Annotated in this window: 18 protein-coding genes; 4 read left to right on the top strand and 14 right to left on the bottom strand. The window is 50.4% G+C overall.

The window, feature by feature from the left end:
* Positions 1 to 2: 2 nt before the first annotated feature.
* A complete protein-coding gene (locus ACE5KN_RS26165; protein ID WP_375527503.1) occupies positions 3 to 1,583 on the bottom strand; it encodes a spore germination protein in 1,581 nt (526 codons plus the stop codon).
* A gap of 261 nt (positions 1,584 to 1,844) precedes the next feature.
* Here ACE5KN_RS26165 and ACE5KN_RS26160 point away from each other — a divergent pair, with 261 nt between their 5' ends.
* Positions 1,845 to 2,714, top strand: a complete 870-nt coding sequence (locus ACE5KN_RS26160) for an arylamine N-acetyltransferase family protein (RefSeq protein ID WP_375527502.1) — start codon at positions 1,845 to 1,847, stop codon at positions 2,712 to 2,714.
* Positions 2,715 to 2,739: 25 nt separating this feature from the next.
* On the opposite strand, the gene ilvD is transcribed toward ACE5KN_RS26160, so the two are convergent.
* From ilvD to ACE5KN_RS26145, 3 genes are all read right to left on the bottom strand, one after another.
* Complete coding sequence (ilvD, locus tag ACE5KN_RS26155) at positions 2,740 to 4,431, bottom strand: dihydroxy-acid dehydratase (RefSeq protein WP_375527501.1); 1,692 nt, start codon at positions 4,429 to 4,431, stop codon at positions 2,740 to 2,742.
* A gap of 22 nt (positions 4,432 to 4,453) precedes the next feature.
* Positions 4,454 to 5,119: a GntR family transcriptional regulator gene (locus ACE5KN_RS26150; protein WP_375527500.1), complete on the bottom strand. Its 666-nt coding sequence runs from the start codon at positions 5,117 to 5,119 to the stop codon at positions 4,454 to 4,456.
* Between the two features lie 147 nt (positions 5,120 to 5,266).
* The gene (locus tag ACE5KN_RS26145; protein ID WP_375527499.1) at positions 5,267 to 6,238 is read right to left on the bottom strand and encodes an AraC family transcriptional regulator; all 972 of its coding nucleotides are present in this window, start codon (positions 6,236 to 6,238) and stop codon (positions 5,267 to 5,269) included.
* Between the two features lie 169 nt (positions 6,239 to 6,407).
* On the opposite strand from ACE5KN_RS26145, the gene ACE5KN_RS26140 reads away from it, so the two are divergent.
* Entirely contained in the window at positions 6,408 to 6,689 is a 282-nt protein-coding gene (locus ACE5KN_RS26140) for an Atu4866 domain-containing protein (protein ID WP_375527498.1), read from the top strand.
* A 9-nt stretch (positions 6,690 to 6,698) separates the two neighbouring features.
* Entirely contained in the window at positions 6,699 to 7,871 is a 1,173-nt protein-coding gene (locus ACE5KN_RS26135) for an MFS transporter (RefSeq protein WP_375527497.1), read from the top strand.
* Positions 7,872 to 7,955: 84 nt separating this feature from the next.
* Here the strand turns inward: ACE5KN_RS26135 and ACE5KN_RS26130 are convergent, their stop codons facing one another.
* The 6 genes from ACE5KN_RS26130 to ACE5KN_RS26105 all read right to left on the bottom strand — a co-directional run bounded on the left by ACE5KN_RS26130 (position 7,956) and on the right by ACE5KN_RS26105 (position 12,847).
* Positions 7,956 to 9,026, bottom strand: coding sequence for a sensor histidine kinase (locus ACE5KN_RS26130; protein WP_375527496.1), 1,071 nt, complete (start codon positions 9,024 to 9,026; stop codon positions 7,956 to 7,958).
* The gene (locus ACE5KN_RS26125) at positions 9,023 to 9,697 is read right to left on the bottom strand and encodes a response regulator transcription factor (protein WP_375527495.1); all 675 of its coding nucleotides are present in this window, start codon (positions 9,695 to 9,697) and stop codon (positions 9,023 to 9,025) included. The genes ACE5KN_RS26130 and ACE5KN_RS26125 overlap by 4 nt, the downstream gene beginning before the upstream one ends.
* Positions 9,698 to 9,762: 65 nt before the next feature.
* Positions 9,763 to 10,572: an ABC transporter permease gene (locus ACE5KN_RS26120; protein ID WP_375527523.1), complete on the bottom strand. Its 810-nt coding sequence runs from the start codon at positions 10,570 to 10,572 to the stop codon at positions 9,763 to 9,765.
* Positions 10,573 to 10,583: 11 nt separating this feature from the next.
* Entirely contained in the window at positions 10,584 to 11,621 is a 1,038-nt protein-coding gene (locus ACE5KN_RS26115) for an ATP-binding cassette domain-containing protein (RefSeq protein ID WP_375527494.1), read from the bottom strand.
* A gap of 75 nt (positions 11,622 to 11,696) precedes the next feature.
* The gene (locus ACE5KN_RS26110; protein WP_375527493.1) at positions 11,697 to 12,164 is read right to left on the bottom strand and encodes a DinB family protein; all 468 of its coding nucleotides are present in this window, start codon (positions 12,162 to 12,164) and stop codon (positions 11,697 to 11,699) included.
* Between the two features lie 71 nt (positions 12,165 to 12,235).
* Positions 12,236 to 12,847 carry a YdhK family protein gene (locus ACE5KN_RS26105; RefSeq protein ID WP_375527492.1) on the bottom strand — a complete coding sequence of 204 codons (612 nt, stop codon included), beginning with the start codon at positions 12,845 to 12,847 and terminating at the stop codon, positions 12,236 to 12,238.
* Positions 12,848 to 12,950: 103 nt separating this feature from the next.
* Here ACE5KN_RS26105 and ACE5KN_RS26100 point away from each other — a divergent pair, with 103 nt between their 5' ends.
* Positions 12,951 to 13,505, top strand: coding sequence for a GNAT family N-acetyltransferase (locus ACE5KN_RS26100; RefSeq protein WP_375527491.1), 555 nt, complete (start codon positions 12,951 to 12,953; stop codon positions 13,503 to 13,505).
* A 133-nt stretch (positions 13,506 to 13,638) separates the two neighbouring features.
* Here ACE5KN_RS26100 and ACE5KN_RS26095 read toward each other — a convergent pair whose 3' ends face one another.
* The 4 genes from ACE5KN_RS26095 to ACE5KN_RS26080 form a co-directional block, all read right to left on the bottom strand.
* The gene (locus ACE5KN_RS26095; RefSeq protein ID WP_375527490.1) at positions 13,639 to 14,052 is read right to left on the bottom strand and encodes an HDIG domain-containing metalloprotein; all 414 of its coding nucleotides are present in this window, start codon (positions 14,050 to 14,052) and stop codon (positions 13,639 to 13,641) included.
* Between the two features lie 279 nt (positions 14,053 to 14,331).
* Positions 14,332 to 15,363 carry a Gfo/Idh/MocA family protein gene (locus tag ACE5KN_RS26090; protein WP_375533187.1) on the bottom strand — a complete coding sequence of 344 codons (1,032 nt, stop codon included), beginning with the start codon at positions 15,361 to 15,363 and terminating at the stop codon, positions 14,332 to 14,334.
* Between the two features lie 56 nt (positions 15,364 to 15,419).
* Positions 15,420 to 16,244, bottom strand: coding sequence for a carbohydrate ABC transporter permease (locus tag ACE5KN_RS26085; RefSeq protein WP_375527488.1), 825 nt, complete (start codon positions 16,242 to 16,244; stop codon positions 15,420 to 15,422).
* Positions 16,241 to 17,125 carry a carbohydrate ABC transporter permease gene (locus ACE5KN_RS26080; protein ID WP_375527487.1) on the bottom strand — a complete coding sequence of 295 codons (885 nt, stop codon included), beginning with the start codon at positions 17,123 to 17,125 and terminating at the stop codon, positions 16,241 to 16,243. Before ACE5KN_RS26080 ends, ACE5KN_RS26085 begins: the two co-directional genes overlap by 4 nt.
* Positions 17,126 to 17,155: the final 30 nt, after the last annotated feature.

Genomic DNA, 17,155 nt, shown 5'->3' with positions numbered 1-17,155 from the left:
CCTCATTCCAAAGGATCATACTCGCGCTTCGCCGCTTGCTGTGCGAAGGGTTTTCGTGTGGTGGATTGCCGGTGCTTGTTTTTGTCTCCAATCAGCTCGGGACGTGTTTTCATTTTCCACCATGGCGCACGAATAATTAAATCCTTCACATTCGTTTTATTCACCGGGGAAAGTGTCATAAAATAAGGGATTCCAAACGACTGAATGGAGACAATGCGAAATAGAATGGGTACAAAACCAATCAGAATGCCATACATGCCAAAAGAGCCTGCAAGTATCATAAGCCCAAAGCGGAGAAGTCTTACTGCGCCGGCCATGGTTATGGAAGGTATTACAAAATTGGCAATAGCAGTAAAGGAGACGACAATAACCATGGCTGCCGACACCAGACCTGCTTGAACAGCAGCCTGGCCCAACACCAGTGCTCCCACAATGGAGATGGCAGGTCCGATGGCCCGCGGCATGCGGATGCCTGCTTCACGTATGATCTCGAAGGTCAGTTCCATAAGCAAAGCTTCCAATAGCGCCGGGAGAGGAATGCTTTCCCGTTGGGCAGCCAGTGAGATGAGCAGCGTTGTAGGCAGCATTTCCTGCTGAAAAGTGGTAGCGGCAATATACAAGGCCGGCAGGAGCAGTGTAACTAAAAAGGAGCCAAGCCGTATCATTCGTAGAAATGAGGACAAGTCATATCGCTCATAGTAATCTTCGCTGGAAGTAAAGAATCTAAAGAAGGTTACCGGCGCCAACAATACAAAGGGGGTTCCGTCCACAAATATAGCCACGACCCCTTCGAGCAGTCCCCCGGCTACGGAATCCGGCCGTTCCGTACTATAAATCGTCGGAAAAGAGCTTATGACTCCATCCTGGATAAATTCCTCGATATAACCACTTTCCAAAATACTGTCCGTCTCAATAGAATTCAACCGCCGCATGATTTCTTGTACTATTTCCGGATCGGCAATCCCCTGGATGTAAGATACGGCTATCTTGGTTTGCGTGTATTTGCCTAACCGAAGCGACTCAATACACAGGTCGGGGGATTTTATTTTTCGGCGCAGCAGTGCAATGTTGGTAGAAATATCCTCGGTAAAGCCTTCTTTCGGCCCCCGGATCACCGACTGGGAAGTAGGCTCTTCAACTGCCCGCCTGGCCCCCCCGGCTATAGCTGCAGCGAAAACCTGGACTGAACCGTCCACAATAATAACGGCTGCTCCTTCCAGGATCGAGCCGATCATATCGTCTTCCGTATACAGAGATGTCAGACTCCCCACCGGAAGCTGAGTGCCCAACCATGCTTCGATATGGATGGGGGACAAACCTTCACTTACTTGAACCGACAAAGCTTCCATGAGTTTCGCCAGCAGCTGCGGATCGATAAGACCATCGATATAGCTGACAGCAATAATAGGCGTGGAAGAGAGAGGAACGCTCATTTCCCGGATGATAAAGTCCGTGCTCTTCCCCATCTTTTGCCGCAGGACCGAAACGGTCTGCGCAAGTGAAGAACTTATTTCTTTGGAGTGGCGGCTGTTTTCATTTTCATAGGAATTCCGCGTCTGATTGTTGTCAGTTTTGTCTGTCACAATATCACGGCTCCTTTTTGCTAGGTAACAAGTAAGTTGCTTCCTTCATGACCCTTTTATACATATAATTAAAGATTTTGAATGGCAGTAATTCCCTGAACGATATAAATACCTGGTTTATGCAACAATTCTATTTCTGTACCGGTACAGATGGAGCAATAATCGATGGTTTTTAATATGGTTTCGATTTAATATGATCATGAGCGGGAAGGATAATCATCCGGACTGGGAGAGCATGATGTTATAAAGGGGGAGCATCAAATGTTAAAACCGGAAGAAACCAGAGCCTATTTAAAAAGACTTGGCGTCACAAATATAGAACCGCTTACTCTCTCTTACCTGTATAAGTTGCATCAAGCGCATGTGGAAAAGATCACCTGGCAAACAATCGATATCGTATCCGGCCATCCGATGCCGATTGATCTTCATTCTTCCATACAGCTCATGATTCATGATAGAAGCGGCTACTGCTTTCATCTGAACGGGGCTTTTGGCGAGCTTCTTCGGACGCTTGGCTATCAGGTTTCCTGGCATAGAGCAGGCGTGCAGCCCCACGGTCAGAAGCCGACAATCAATTCCTTCCATCTTGGTTTAACTGTAACGCTATGCAATGAACGGCAGGAGGAGGAAATTTGGATTGCGGATGTGGGTCTCGGGGATATGCCGTATGGGCCACTCCCCGTTCGCGCCGGTTCTTATACACAGGGTCCTTTTCAATATCAGGTCACACCTTCTGCCATTGACCCGAATGGGTGGAGAATGGTTCATGATCCTTCCGGGTCATCTGTCGGCGTGGATTACGGACGGGAAAGTCTGCAAACGATTGAGGAGTTTATACCGAAGCACGAAATCTACAGCTTGTCTCCCGATTCCCCATGGATCAATCTATTTCTCGTTCGCAGCAGACATGCTGAGGGGAGCAATGAACTGAGAGGATGCATTTGGAAAAAGAGGGAAGGCGACCGTATCGAGAAAACCGAAATTTTAACGAAATCGATGTGGCTTGAAGTATTGGGAGATGTATTCCATGAGAAGCTGGTGAATTACAGCCCCATGGAGCGGGATGAACTGTGGAGACGGGTATGGCGCTTGCATGAGCAGTGGAAAAAAGCCCGAACAGCAGCCGATTAACCGGCCGCTGTTCGGCTGAATAGATCTATTCAAAACTGTCTGTAACAGCGCCCTTGGACGCCGATGACACTAACCGGGCGTATTTGGCAAGCACACCTGAAGACACTTTGAGCGGTGGCTGCACCCATGCCTTTGCTCTGGCAGCCAGCTCCGCTTCCGTCACATCAAAAGAAATATGCTGTGTCTCGCTGTCGATCGTGACGATATCTCCGTTTTTCAAATGGGCGATCGGTCCGCCTACCTGGGCTTCAGGCGATACGTGACCCACGACGAATCCGTGCGACCCGCCCGAAAATCTGCCGTCCGTCATGAGCGCGACTTCGCCTCCAAGACCTTTCCCCACAATCAGCGCCGTAACCGACAGCATTTCCGGCATTCCCGGTCCCCCCTTTGGACCGCAGTAACGGATGACCAGTACATCTCCTTTTTGAATTTCATCTTTTAAAATGGCTTCAGTGGCCGCTTCCTCGCTGTCATATACCTTAGCCGGTCCGACAAAGCGCAGCTTCTTCATGCCGGACATTTTGGCGACAGCTCCTTCGGGTGCAAGATTGCCTCTAAGCACAACCAATGGCCCATTCGGCTTCAAAGGCTTATTCAGCGGGCGGATGATCTCCTGCCCATCCCGCAGCGGAGCTGCCTCGGCCAGGTTCTCCGCCAGGGATTTACCGGTTACCGTAAGACAGTCGCCGTGCAGAAGACCCTCAGCGAGCAGCAGCTTCATGACGCCGGGAACACCTCCGATTTCGTTCAAGTCCTGCATGGCATGCTGACCGCTGGGCTTCAAGTCGGCCAGATGGGGGACAAGCAGGCGAATCCGCTCGAAATCATCCAGCGTTAAATCGACACCAACCGAATGAGCAATCGCTAATAGATGCAGGAACGCATTTGTCGATCCCCCCAAAGCCATCACAACCGTAATCGCATTCTCAAATGCTTTCTTCGTCATGATGTCTCTTGGATAGATGCCCTGCTCAAGCAATGAGATGACCCGCTTGCCCGCTTCAGCACATTCCGCTGCTTTGTTGGAGGAAATCGCCGGTGTCGAGGAAGAACCAGGCAGGCTCATCCCCATCGCTTCCGCGGCCGCGGCCATCGTATTCGCCGTGTACATGCCGCCGCAGGAGCCCGGTCCCGGACAGGCGCTGCATTCAATCTTGTGGATCTGCTCATCCGTCATTTTCCCGTCATGATACTTGCCGACCGCCTCGAAAGCGGTAACGATGTCTACGTTCTTGCCGTCAAGATTCCCTGGCTGAATCGTGCCTCCGTATACATAGACGGCGGGAATGTTCATCCGACCGATAGCCATCAGACAGGCAGGCGTATTCTTGTCGCAGCCGCCTATCGCAACGACTCCGTCAAAACGCTCCGCTCCCGCCACAATCTCAATCGAATCCGCAATGGCTTCACGGCTTGGCAGCGAAAACAGCATGCCCTCGTGCCCCATTGAAATGCCGTCCGATACCGTAATCGTATTAAAAATCAGCGGCGCACCGCCATTCTCCCGCACTCCGAGCTTGGCCTGCACGGCCAAGTCATTGATGTGCATATTGCACGGAGTAACCTCGCTCCATGTGCTGGCTACCCCAATCATCGGCTTCTTGAAATCCTCATCGGTGAAACCGACGGCCCGCAGCATCGCCCTGTTCGGTACCCGATTAACCCCCTCACTTATAACCTTGCTGTTGATGCGCAAATCTTTGCTTTCCGCCATCCTTGTCATGCTCCTCTCTGTTTTAAAGTAAGTCATGCAGCTCCTGCATCGGACGGATCAGGTTCTGCTTCATCATGACCTGCGCCTGTTCACTGTCTTTCCGCTCAAAAGCTTCAATAATCAAGTCATGCTCATCGACCGAAGCCTGTGTCCCGCTGACCGGCTGCTTCAGGAACACGTATTTAAAGCGCCGGATATGGATTTGCAGCGAAGAACTGAAGGAAGCGAGATACGGATTGTCCGCCAGCTCCACGATCAGGTTATGAAAGTGCTCATCCGCCTCCATGGCCTGGTAGGCCTGGCCGCTTTGGACCGCTTGGGCAAACTCCAGATTGATCGCTTTCAGCTGTTCAATCTGCTCGGGCAAAATAATCCTGGCCGCCACTTCAGCCGCCAGCGCGTGAAGCGCTGCCATCGTCGAATACAGCTTGAAGATATCATCCTTCTCAACCATCGTAACTCTGGTCTCTTTGCCTGGATGAGTCGAGACAAGTCCCTGCACCTCCAACAGCTGAAACGCCTCCCGGATCGGGGTACGACTAACGCCGAGCGTCTCCGCCAGTTCGGCATCCAGGAGCTTTTCGCCCGGCTGCAGGGTGCCGTCGATAATCCAGCGTTGAATTTGGGAGAAGGCCCTCTCCTTCGCAGACATCCGTAAGGGTGAGACAAAATTTTTAGGTACAGGCATAAAGATCATCCTCAGTTTCAAGTTTTATATATGCAATATATCGCATACATATATTATTTGCAAGGATTACCTTGATCAGTAACGCCTTAAGTTCAAACGAAAAAGCAGCCTCATAAAAATATGGGCTGCTGCCTAATGTTACTATGATCAGATCATCGAAGTCGCGGATTCAAGCATCTCCCTGCCAGTATAGCCAGCCACAGAATCGCGCAGGCGCTTCATATCGGCGATCGGCGGCAGGCCGAACATTTTTGCGTATTCGCGGCTGAAATGGGACGGACTGTCGTAGCCTACCTGAAAAGCGGCTTCCGCCGCATCGGCTGTTTCAGCTAACAGCATGCGCCGCGCCTCCTGCAGCCTGATTCTTTTCTGATACTGCAGAGGGCTCATCGCCGTGACTTCTTTAAAATGTCTGTGCAAGGAGGAAGGACTCATATTCGCCAGCTCGGCCAGCTCCTCGATCCGCAGCGGCTGGGCATAATTCTCCTTGATTTGCTTGATAACGTCCTTGATCCGGTATGCGCCGCTCCCCTCTACCGCAATCTGCTTCAGCATTTCCCCCTGCTGTCCTTTTAAAATCCTGTACAAGATTTCCCGAGTGTACATGGGTGCCAAAGCGTTTATATCCTCAGGTGTCTCCAATAACCGAATCAGCCTAATAGCGGCATCCAGAAGGGAAGTGCTTGTTTGGCTGATAAACAGCCCTCGCTCGGATTCCCCTGGTTGAACCGCTCGAAGCTCGGACTCATCCAGAAGCTCTACAATTTGACCAGGCTTAAAATCAAGCCTGAAGCACAAGTACGGCACCTCGGCTGAAGCTTCAATAATCTGCCCCGATACCGGCAAATCGACGGACACCACAAGATAATCCGCGGGTCCATACTGATATCTCTCCTCTGCCAGCATGACCTCTTTTTTCCCTTGGGCAACGATGCATAAAGCAGGTTCATGTACTCTGTAGATCGGCTCAGTAACCTTCGAACTGCGTAAGCAGAATAAGGATGGTATGTCCGTTGCGTGAGCCCCTTCCCCGGATGAGAACCGGTCAATAAGCTCCGCGAGCTCCTTCTGTTTTTGTACAAGGTTTGTTGTTTCCGGCACGATTTCCCCACCTTCCATCTCAGAACACTACTGCAGTTATTATAACCTTTTCCTTCTGTTTCGTTTAGCTGTTTGAGAGGAATGAGCAATCTTTTGCGATGAATCTTCTATCTGTCCATTTTTCAAGTGCTTCATAATATCCTTAGCGGCTGTAAATGACAACATATTACAAAGGAGAAGACGACTTATGAAGATCAACGCTGATAACCATATGAATTCCGAAAACAACAACCCGTATGCAGGGATGTGGGTAACCGCGGACGGATATATCCGTCATAAGCTTTTGCCAAACGGACGATATGATGAAGCGCGCGGCAACCGAAGAAGTGCTTACACAGGCAGTTATACCATCACGGGCAACCATATCGATTATGTGGATGATACAGGCTTTACCGCTGACGGAGAGTTTCGGGACGGAATTCTCTATCATGCAGGTATGATTTTGTATCGGGAAAGAAAGGTGGACTGAGGAGAGATTATGGATAGAAGAGTTTGGATTTTAACAATTGCGGCCTTTGTCGTCGGCACGGTCGAGCTGGTGATTGCCGGCATTATCGAAATGATTGCGCAGGACCTGCAGGTTTCCGTTGCGGCCGCGGGACAGCTCGTTACCGTATATTCTCTTGTATTCGCCTTTGGCTCGCCTGTAATTATTGCCCTGACGGCCAATATAGAGCGGCGCAGGCTGCTCATGATTGCGATGTGGGTGTTTTTTGCGGGGAATATCCTGTCCATTGTCAGTCCGAATTTTACCATTCTCTTGATTTCAAGAGTGGTGCTTGCCGCAAGCTGTTCCGTTATCATCATTCTGTCCATAACATTGGCGGCCAGCATCGTGTCTCCGGCATTAAAAGGCCGCGCAATCGGCATTATTTTTATGGGCTTGAGCGCGGCTCTGATGCTTGGCGTGCCCTTGGGTACATGGATTGGCGACCGTTGGGGCTGGAGAATGACATTTGTCTTAATCGCCATGCTTACATTGATTGTGGCTTTATGCGTTCAGCGCTTTCTGCCTAAAGCACCGCCGCAACCGTCCGTTTCCCTGCGGACACAGCTTGGCACGTTGAAGAGCTCCAAGATTCTCTCGGCCCATTTGATTTCCATATTGCAGATGACAGGTCAATTTACGATTTATGCGTATATTACCCCTTATTTGCAAAAAACCATGGGCTTGTCCGCGCCGCTCATCAGTCTGGTGCTCCTGGTTTACGGCCTGGCTGGCATTGCCGGAGGCTGGATTGGCGGCTGGTCCGCCGACAGGCTGGGGCCGCGGAGGACGATCATCCTTACGCTCGTGCTGCATGCCGCAGCGATTCTGCTGCTGCCTTACGCCGCCTCCAACATGCTCAGCTTATTGCTGGTGGTCGCTGTCTGGTGTACCTTCAATATGGCGCCAAGCCCGGCCATTCAAAGCTATCTTATCGAGACGGCTCCCGAATCAGCGGATATTCAGCTCGGCTTTAATACTTCGTCGCTTCACATTGGAGTCGCGCTTGGCTCGATAGTGGGCGGTCTCATAGTGAGCCAATACGGCATTTCCGTCAATCCTGCAGCAGGCGGGGTGATTATCCTCTTATCTATCCTCTCCGCCCTCTACTCAATGACAAGAAAGGAAAAAAACGATGCTGTAGAGGCAGGCCATTTAAAATAATGTTTGTGAACATTTCAAAGGCAGCAGCGATCTGCTGACTACGGTTTAGTCAGTGGTCGCTGCTGCCTTTTCGGCTATTCCGGTTCAATGCAACGGCAGCTGTACTGTAAATGCCGCTCCTTCTCCCGGTCTGCTATGCACTGAAATCGTTCCCCGGTGCATTTCGATAATTTTATGTGCAATGGAGAGTCCCAGACCGCTGCCTCCCGCCGTTCGTGTCCGTGATTTGTCCGCTTTATAAAAGCGTTCGAAAATGCGCTGCTGATCCTGCTCATCGATGCCCGGCCCCGTATCGGAGATGCGAACAACGGCCTCCTCGCCATGATGCGAAAGAGAAACCGAGATACTTCCCCCCTCTGGTGTAAATTTAATGGCATTGTGGAGCAGATTCACCCACACCTGGCTCATCAAATCCTCGTCCGCGTTGACCTTGAGCTCATCCGCCTCCACGGTCATCTCGATATTTTTGGCCTCCCACTGTGGCTCGCAGGCAAGAATAAGGGAGATGAGCTGCTTATCCAGCCGATAAGGAGACGGATGGAACGGATGCCGCTCCGAATCCAGTACCGCCAGCTTCATCAGATTCTCGCTTAGCCTGGACAAACGTATACACTCCGTCTCGATGATCGTCAAATACCGGTCCCGCTGCTCACGATCCAGATGCTCGTCCTTGAGCGCCCTGGCGAATCCGATAATCGAGGTCAGCGGCGAGCCGATTTCATGGGATACGTTAGAAATGAATTCCTCCCGCAGCTCTTCCATGGCTTTCAGATTTGCCGCCATATCATTAATGCTGTTCGCCAGTTGGGCATAAGGGTGCGGTCTTCCCTGTCTTTCATTCCTGTCGCCAAAGCCCCAGTCCAGATTCACGTGGAAGTCGCCCTGCGAAATGCGTTTTAACGCATCGATCATTTCCATAAAAACATGTTGATTTCTATCCCCGAATATCCGTCTTGCTATCATGCCAATGAGAAAGAAGAAAACAAAACCGAGCGTTGTATTGATAAAAAAATCGATCAGCTCATGGGGAGCCCACGCTATTCGCGCATAAACCGCCTTTGTAATATAGAATGCGGCGCCCCAGCTAATATATAACACGGCTAACAGCATTACGACGCGCGAGATGACATGAGGGAACCCCGGTTCCCGTTTCATTGCCGCACCTCCAGCCGGTAACCCAATCCCCGGATGGTGCTGATCCGGAAGGAGTGATTTGCCTCCGGGAACCGTTCCCGGAGGCGCTTGATATGCACATCGACTGTTCTTTCGTCGCCTTCATAATCATAACCCCAGATCAGCTCGATCAGCTGCTCGCGGGTAAAGGTCTTGCCAGGATAGCTGGCCAGCTTGAAGAGCAGCTCGAATTCCTTGCGCGGCAGCGTAATCAACTGCTCGCCAGTCTGGCACTCAAAGGTATCACTGCGCAGCACGAGGTCTCCGATCGTCACCGATTTGGAAGCCATAATACGATAACGTTTCAATAAAGCCTTCACGCGGGCGACGAGCACCAAAGGATCAAACGGCTTGACAAGATAGTCGTCCGTCCCGAGCTCAAAACCTTTCACGATCTGTGACGTCTCGCCCTTGGCTGTAAGCATTAGCAGCGGCAGATCGGTCTGCTCACGCAGCTCGCGACACAGCTCCCAGCCGTCCATGCCCGGCATCATAATATCAAGCACAACCAGATCGACCTTGATTTCGTCAAGGATGCGCAGCGCATCCAAACCGTCCACGGCCTCCGATACATCGAGGCCTTCCAGTCTCAAAAAATGTCCGACCAATTCACGAATGTGCGGATCATCATCGACGACCAATATCCGTGTCATTCCAATCCCCCTCCAAGCTGCCCTGTCAATGATTCCTTTGCCACCAATCCAGGACAGTCAAAATCCTATGCTTTACGCATATAAGCACGCACCGTAAGCGGTGCGAAGACTGCCACAATGACTGCGGCACCAAGCAGGGAAATGGCCAGGTCCCCGCCAATCGTTCCCGTATTCGTCAATTGCCGGACGGCGTTGACCAAATGCGATATCGGGTTGATGTTCACAAACCACTGCAGCCAGCCAGGCATCGTGTCCACAGGCACAAAAGCGTTGGAGGCAAAGGTGAGCGGGAAAAGAACGATCATCGATATGCCCGATACACTTGAAGCCGTGCGTGCAATCACACCAAAAAAGGCGAAAATCCAGCTGATGGCCCAGGCGCATGCGATGACCAGAATCGCCGCAATGACGACACTGCCCAGCCCTCCCTCTGGCCGATATCCCATAATATACCCCATCGCAAAGGTAAGTACAGTCGCTATGGTATAGCGGACGCTGTCAGCCAGCAGAGCTCCGGCCAAAGGGGCAATGCGCGCGATCGGCAGCGACTTGAAACGGTCAAACACACCCTTGTCCATATCCTCACGCAGCTGCACGCCCGTTACGACGGAAGTCGAGATCACGGTCTGTACGAGAACACCGGGAATAATAACCGGCAAATAACTCAATACATCTCCTGAGATGGCGCCGCCGAAAATATAGGTAAACATCAGGGTGAAAATAATCGGCTGAAGCGTAACATCAAATAATTGCTCTGGCGTGTGGCGAAGCTTCAGAATTCCACGGTAAGCCAGCGTCAAGGAATTGCGGAACGCCTGGCTGAAGCTTGCCGACTTTCTCCCATTGATCAAAGCACGCCCTGAACCTGTCATCATGGATGAATTATTCATGCTCTCACCCCCACCGCATCATGCAGCTCTTGGGACGTCTGCTGCTCCTTGCCCTTGACGCCCTGGCCCGTGATGGACAGAAACACCTCATCGAGCGTAGGCTTCTGCACACTCATCTCTGCCAGGTCAATCCCTGCCGTACGCAGCTCGATAAGCAGGTCCGCCACCCGGTCGGCATTGGCCATCGGAGAAATGATCTTTCCTGCCTCGGCCGACACGTTGGACTTGACCGAAAGCACCTGTTCCACGATGCGTACAGCCTTTTCCGTGTCCTGCTGATTTTGTACTCTAAGCTGCAAAGTGGATGCACCCACTGCCGATTTTAGCTCATCAACCGTGCCTTCGGCCACCACCCGGCCATGATCAATAACCGCAATGCGGTCTGCCAGCTGATCCGCCTCATCAAGGTACTGGGTTGTGAGCAGCACGGTAGTCCCTGTTTTGACCAGACGCCGGATGGTGTCCCACATCTGTGCCCGTGTGCGCGGATCCAGTCCTGTCGTCGGCTCATCCAGGAAAATGAGCGGCGGCTGTGCAATGAGACTGGCGGCCAGATCAAGCCGGCGGCGCATGCCGCCGGAGAAATGCTTCAAGGGCCGTTTGGCCGCTTCGGTCAAACCGAATTCCTCCAGCAGCTCCGCTGCCTTCCGCCGGGCCTCGGCACGACCCAGTCCAAGCAGCCGCGAAAAGATAATCAGATTTTCGGTAGCGCTGAGCGACTCGTCAACCGACGCGTACTGTCCAGTCACCCCGATCAATTGGCGCACCGTCTGCGGCTCTTTTGCTACATCATGCCCGAATATACGCGCCGTTCCCCCATCAGGCCGCAGTAACGTTGACAGCATGCGGATGGTGGTCGTTTTGCCTGCTCCGTTAGGGCCAAGCACACCATAAATCGTACCCGTACGCACGTTCAAATCGACCCCATCCACCGCACGCTTATCGCCAAATGTTTTGACAATTCCATGTGCTTCAATTGCCCATTCTTCGTGGTCTGTCCGGGTCTTTGTTCTGTCTGTATAATCCACTCTCATTTCCTCCCTACAACGATTTATATAGAGAGGGTAACTGACAATTATGAACTGAACATGAATAAACGCAGAAAAGGCCTATCGGCTTTGCCGATAAGCCTCTCTTGCCCGTTCAATCTGTGTGAGGTGGCCGCGGATATGGTCAACACGGAATTCCAGCAATTGCTTGAACGTAAAACGGCCCGCATCTGCATATATCCCCACCCGCTCACTTTGCTCGGGGGTCAGTTGAGCCAGAACAGGCTGCATGCTGGAGCGAAGCAGCCGGAACAAGCTCAGCTGGCACTCACGGTCCATCTGCTCGTACAGCAGGCTGTTCGCCCAGGCATCCTGGTCAAATGACATGAGCAGCGGCTCGTCCTCGGCCAGAACCTTCTTCAGTCTCTGTGTCGCAACCATTTCAGCATCCGTTACGTGAATGATAATTTCATGGATGCTCCACTTGTCTGGAGCAGGCTTAAAGCGAAGCTCCTCCTCGGACAATCCGTCAATAGCTTCACGCAGCATTTCATATCCGCGGCAGTACTCTTCAATTAGTTTTTCCATTCAGGCATACCTCCTAGCTTACCGTGAAAATTCGCCAGATGTACGATGGTATCCTGCCGCGTTCCATGCATTTATTTGGCTGAAAGCTCGCTTTCCGTCACCCATTGGTGATTGGTTACTTTTTGTCCATCGGTCGTTGAAACATAATCCACCATGTATACCGTCGTGGGCTCGGCGGATTCGATGGTGGCGGTTGCACCCTTCATGCCTTGCATATGATCGGCCGTAATGGTAATTTCCGCACCCGGCTCATAAGCTTTGGCTTGAGCATTCTCAATCTCTTCATGAATGATCCATTTATGATCGGTGACTCTCTCCCAGCCTGTGGTTGGCGTATAAGAGACAGTATAAGCTATTGTATCATATGCCCCCACGATAGTGGCTTCCGCACCGTTCATACCCGGCATATGGTCCGCATGAATCACAGCCTGGCTTCCTACTGGAAATTTCGGATTTTGTGCGTCTTTGAGTCCTGCCGGAACCTCGCCGCTGCCGGAGTGGTTCATTTCGGAGTGATCCATTTTCATGCCGGATGGATTCGTTTTTTCCTGCTGGGAAGATGTATTCGTATTTGCTGCGTTGCTGCCCGAGGCATTGTCTCCCGCACTGTTCCCGCATGCGCTTAATCCAAGCATTGCCGCAGCAAGCAGGATGGTAATATAATTTTTCTTATTCAAGTACATTCAATATCTCTCCTTGTTTAAGGTTTGTTGTCGTTTGATTAAATTTTAACCAATACCTGTGAAGAATTTGTGAAGATACGAAATTTTATTAGGGGGGCACTTTATGGGGCAAATTGAGGAGAAATCATTTACGATGAAGAACGGAGAAGCTTTTACAGTCCGCAGCGCGCTGCCAGAGGATGCTGAGAAGGTGCTCAATTATAATAAAGAAATTTTCGGGGAAGCTCCGTATCTATTAACCACCGCGGAAGAGTTCAACATGACAAATGAGCAGGAGAAGGAGTATTTGGAACAAATTCTGCTTGATCCGGGCAAGCTGGCCCTGATTGCCGAAGCTCAAGCGGAAGTGATCGGTTTTCTGGATTTTCACAATGGCCATAAAATCCGCAATAAACATCAGGGTACCCTCGCTATGAACGTTGGACAGAAATACAGGAATCAGGGGATCGGAAAAGCGCTGCTTTCCAGTCTGCTGGAGTGGGCCGAGCGTAGTCCCTTAATTGAAAAAGTCGCCCTGGAAGTCGTCACTGAAAATTACCCTGCGATCCGGTTATATAAAAGCCTTGGATTTGTGGAGGAAGGCCGTAAAACCAAAGCGATCAAAGTAAATCAGGACATATATTACGATGTCATGCTGATGGCCCGTTTATTGAAATAAAAACAGAATCGTCTCAATCTAGAAATCGATGCTTGACCCATGGGTTTGCCTCGAATGACGATTTATCTGATACATTGCTTTGCTTAACGGTTGTCTCAGCGCTTATTTGGACGAAAAGAAAGAGGTTTCTTTTTTAACGGTTGTACGAGAGCCTATTTTGGCGGAACAGCCCCTTTACCTGCAAAAAAAGGGGAATAAGCTCACCGGCAACCGTTACATCTTGAAACCCCGCATTTTTATCCAAATAGCATCGCCCGCAACCGTTAGAATCAAACATGTCCTGACGGCCACCGGATAGCTCCTCAGCAACACGCATCATCTCTCTTACAGGAACCACATTGCTGATATCATGCAATAGACCGGCTTGTTTGGCCTTCTCCGGGTCTACATTGTACATCTTAGCAACCTGTTCCGCTTCATTCGCAACCTTGAGGGTATGATCCAAGGTTTCGGGATCACCGTGTGATAGGAAGAATGACTTGATGTCAGCTTCCAGATCCCCGGTTATTTTTAAATCCTTAACGTATGGCTCCAGAACTGAATTCATGCTTCTATCCCCTTTGCCGGAATTTTTGATACATTCCAATTAACCATCCTTCAACTACAACTTCGCTATCGATCACTGCTTTCCTCCCTATATATTAGCGATGTAGATACATTCCCTTCGATACTCCTAAGAACTACCGTGCATACAGGTACGATTTGACATTATGCCCGACGAAGGGTTGCCAGAGCGCCAGGTTATACAGGTAACGATATTGACGCCAAAAAGGGTGCCCCCAATCCATGAAACGGAACAGGAACACCCCAGCTTGAGTAGAAAATATTAGTATCTTACCATGACAGGTTGTCTTGAAGCAGCCGATTCCATAATGGCCAAAATCACCATGGTCGTGTTGTACGCATCCTCAACGCTTACAAGGAAAGGCTCTCCCGTAATCAGCTGGTCCACAAAGTGACGAATGCTTTCATATGCAAAACCTTTGGGCTTGCCGTGAATAAAATGGCGTACCAGCAGATCCGGGCGGTCTGCCTTCTGCTCTGTAAACCGTTCCATCATCTGGCTGTGTGTAGGATCAATATTGAACATGCCTTTTGTGCCTGTTATGTTCAGCTTCATGTCATTCACATTAGGATTCGTGTTCGGCGTAATCCATCCGTTCTCCATGGTAGCGATTCCGCCCTTGCGGAATTCCAGGATGGTCTGGTACACATCCGTTGTGTCCACGCCGGCTTCCTTCAATACCCCCGCACGGGATACGGAATACACACGCTCAACCTCATCATCAAACAGCCAGCGCAGAATATCGACACTATGATATCCCAGAAACCAAAGGATCGAAGATTTGGCCGCCCAAGGCAGCAGGTCGGTCGCCACCCACTTGATATCATTAAGACGATAATACGCGCTATAAGGCTCTCCGATATCTCCATCCTCAATGGATTGCTTCGGGATCGCGAATAAGGGACTCCAACGGCTGTGTAAGTCCACCATCATTCTGACGTTATTTTTCTGTACAGCTTCGACAATCCGGTCGGCCTCTTCCCTGCTGGTCGTCAAAGGCTTCTCAATGATAAAATGCTTGCCCGCATTGGCGCAGTCAACCGCTATTTTCGTATGGGCAAAATCCGGCGTCACAATGGCAACAGCGTCAATATCCGCTTTGGCCAGCATCTCTGCATGATCTGTATATACAGCGGATTCGGGCAGATTAAATTTCAAAGCCAGGGCCTTGGCACGTTCGAAATTCAAATCACAGATGGCACTGAATTCCGCATTCGGATGATCATGATAAATAAAAGCATGAGTTTCTCCCCATGTTCCTGCGCCTACAATTCCCATCTTTATAGTAGACATTATATCTCAACGCCTTTCTTCTTTTATGTGATTAAACCAAGCTTTTTATGAAGCGACTATTTTACTCCACCGAAGCTGAGCCCGCGAATCATGTATTTTTGCACAATCATGGCGAATAGAAGCATCGGCAGAATCGTAATGACACCAATGGAGGACATTTCTCCCCAGGCCACTCCCGATACGGAAAGAAACAAAGTGACCGTTGTTGGCAGCGTGCTGGCATTGGCGCTTGTCAAAAAGAGAGCAAATACAAACTCATTCCATGAGTTGATAATACAGAAAATCGCGGTTGCAATCAGACCGGGCAGAGCTAACGGCAGAATGATCTGTATAAATACGCGGAATCTGGATGCACCGTCGACAAAGGCGGCCTCTTCTAGCGCCACGGGAATTTCCTCGAAAAAGCTCCTCATCATCCAGATCGTGAACGGTATGTTGAACAGCATGTAAGAGACAATGAGCACCAGATGCGTATCCAGCACTTGAATGATGCTCGCCATAACAAATAGCGGAATCACTGACGCCATAGGCGGGAGCATGCGCAGGCTCAGCACCCAGAAAGCCCGGTTCTCTTTCTTCTTAAATTCAAAGCGGGCAAAACCGTAGGCGGCCATCCCACCGATAAAAATAGATATAATGGTGGTCATCAACACGATGATGGTACTGTTCTTTAAATAGCTCACCGCGTTCCTGTTTTCCAGGATAGCCCTGTAATTTTCAAAAGTAGGAGTAAACCACCATACACTGGGATCATAGGTCAGCATTTTCGATTTCAGGCTGACCAGGATCATCCAGAATAAAGGAAAGATACATAACAGACAGATGAGAAGCAGGGCAAGTCCGCTTCCAATGCCGAGTCTTTTGCTGCCGGCTGAATTCATCCTCTGTTCTCAACTCCTTTCCGGTAAGCGCGAATCAACACCCAGCTGATTGCAGTAATAAGGATCAGAAGCACAACGGAAACGGCGGCGGATTTTCCAATCCAACCTGTCTGCGCAAAGCCGAGCCGGTAGATGTGCAGGCTTAAAAATTCAGTCGCACTCCCTGGTCCCCCTTGCGTGAGGGAATATGGGATATCGAAGGTTTTTAAAGAATCGATTGCACGGAATACGACGGCAAGCAGAATCACCGGCGTAAGCAGCGGCAGCGTGATATACCGGAAGATTTGAATCCTCTTTGCACCGTCAATGGCGGCCGCTTCATACGGCTCCGTGGGCAGTGAACGCATCCCGGCATAAATAATAAGCGCGACAAAGGGGGTATTCTGCCAAATATCCACCAAAATAGTGGAAAGATAGGCGTAATCCGCTGACAGCCAAACCACTTTTAACCCGATAAACTGCAGCAAATAATTGACCACACCGTTTTCAGCATTCAGCATCAGTTTCCATATTTGTCCTGTAATGCTGGGGGTCATCGCGATCGGAACAATCAGGCATGCAAATACTACAGATTTGAAACTGAACTCCCGGTCCAGCAGTACGGCAAGTCCAAAGCCGAGCACTAATTCTGCTATAGTCACGATAAGCATAAAGATGATGCTGATCCTCATGGAATACCAGAACTCGGCATCCTGGCCGGAGAACAGCCGCACAAAGTTATCAAGGCCTACAAACTTGAAGTCCGGATAACCCAATTCATAGTTGGTGAAGCTGAGTCCATATAAAAAAACAGTAGGAACGATAGTTAATATGCCGAGAATGAGCATGGCCGGCATAATATAAGGCACATGTGGCCTTTTGCGAAAATATGCGCGGAGCAACAGCAACTCTCCTTTCCCTTGGCAGGAAGT

Source organism: Paenibacillus terreus (assembly GCF_042138595.1).
GTDB classification, from domain to species: domain Bacteria; phylum Bacillota; class Bacilli; order Paenibacillales; family Paenibacillaceae; genus Paenibacillus; species Paenibacillus terreus.
The sequence above is the reverse complement of the archived record's forward strand: the minus strand, read 5'-3'. Positions and strand labels throughout refer to the sequence as shown.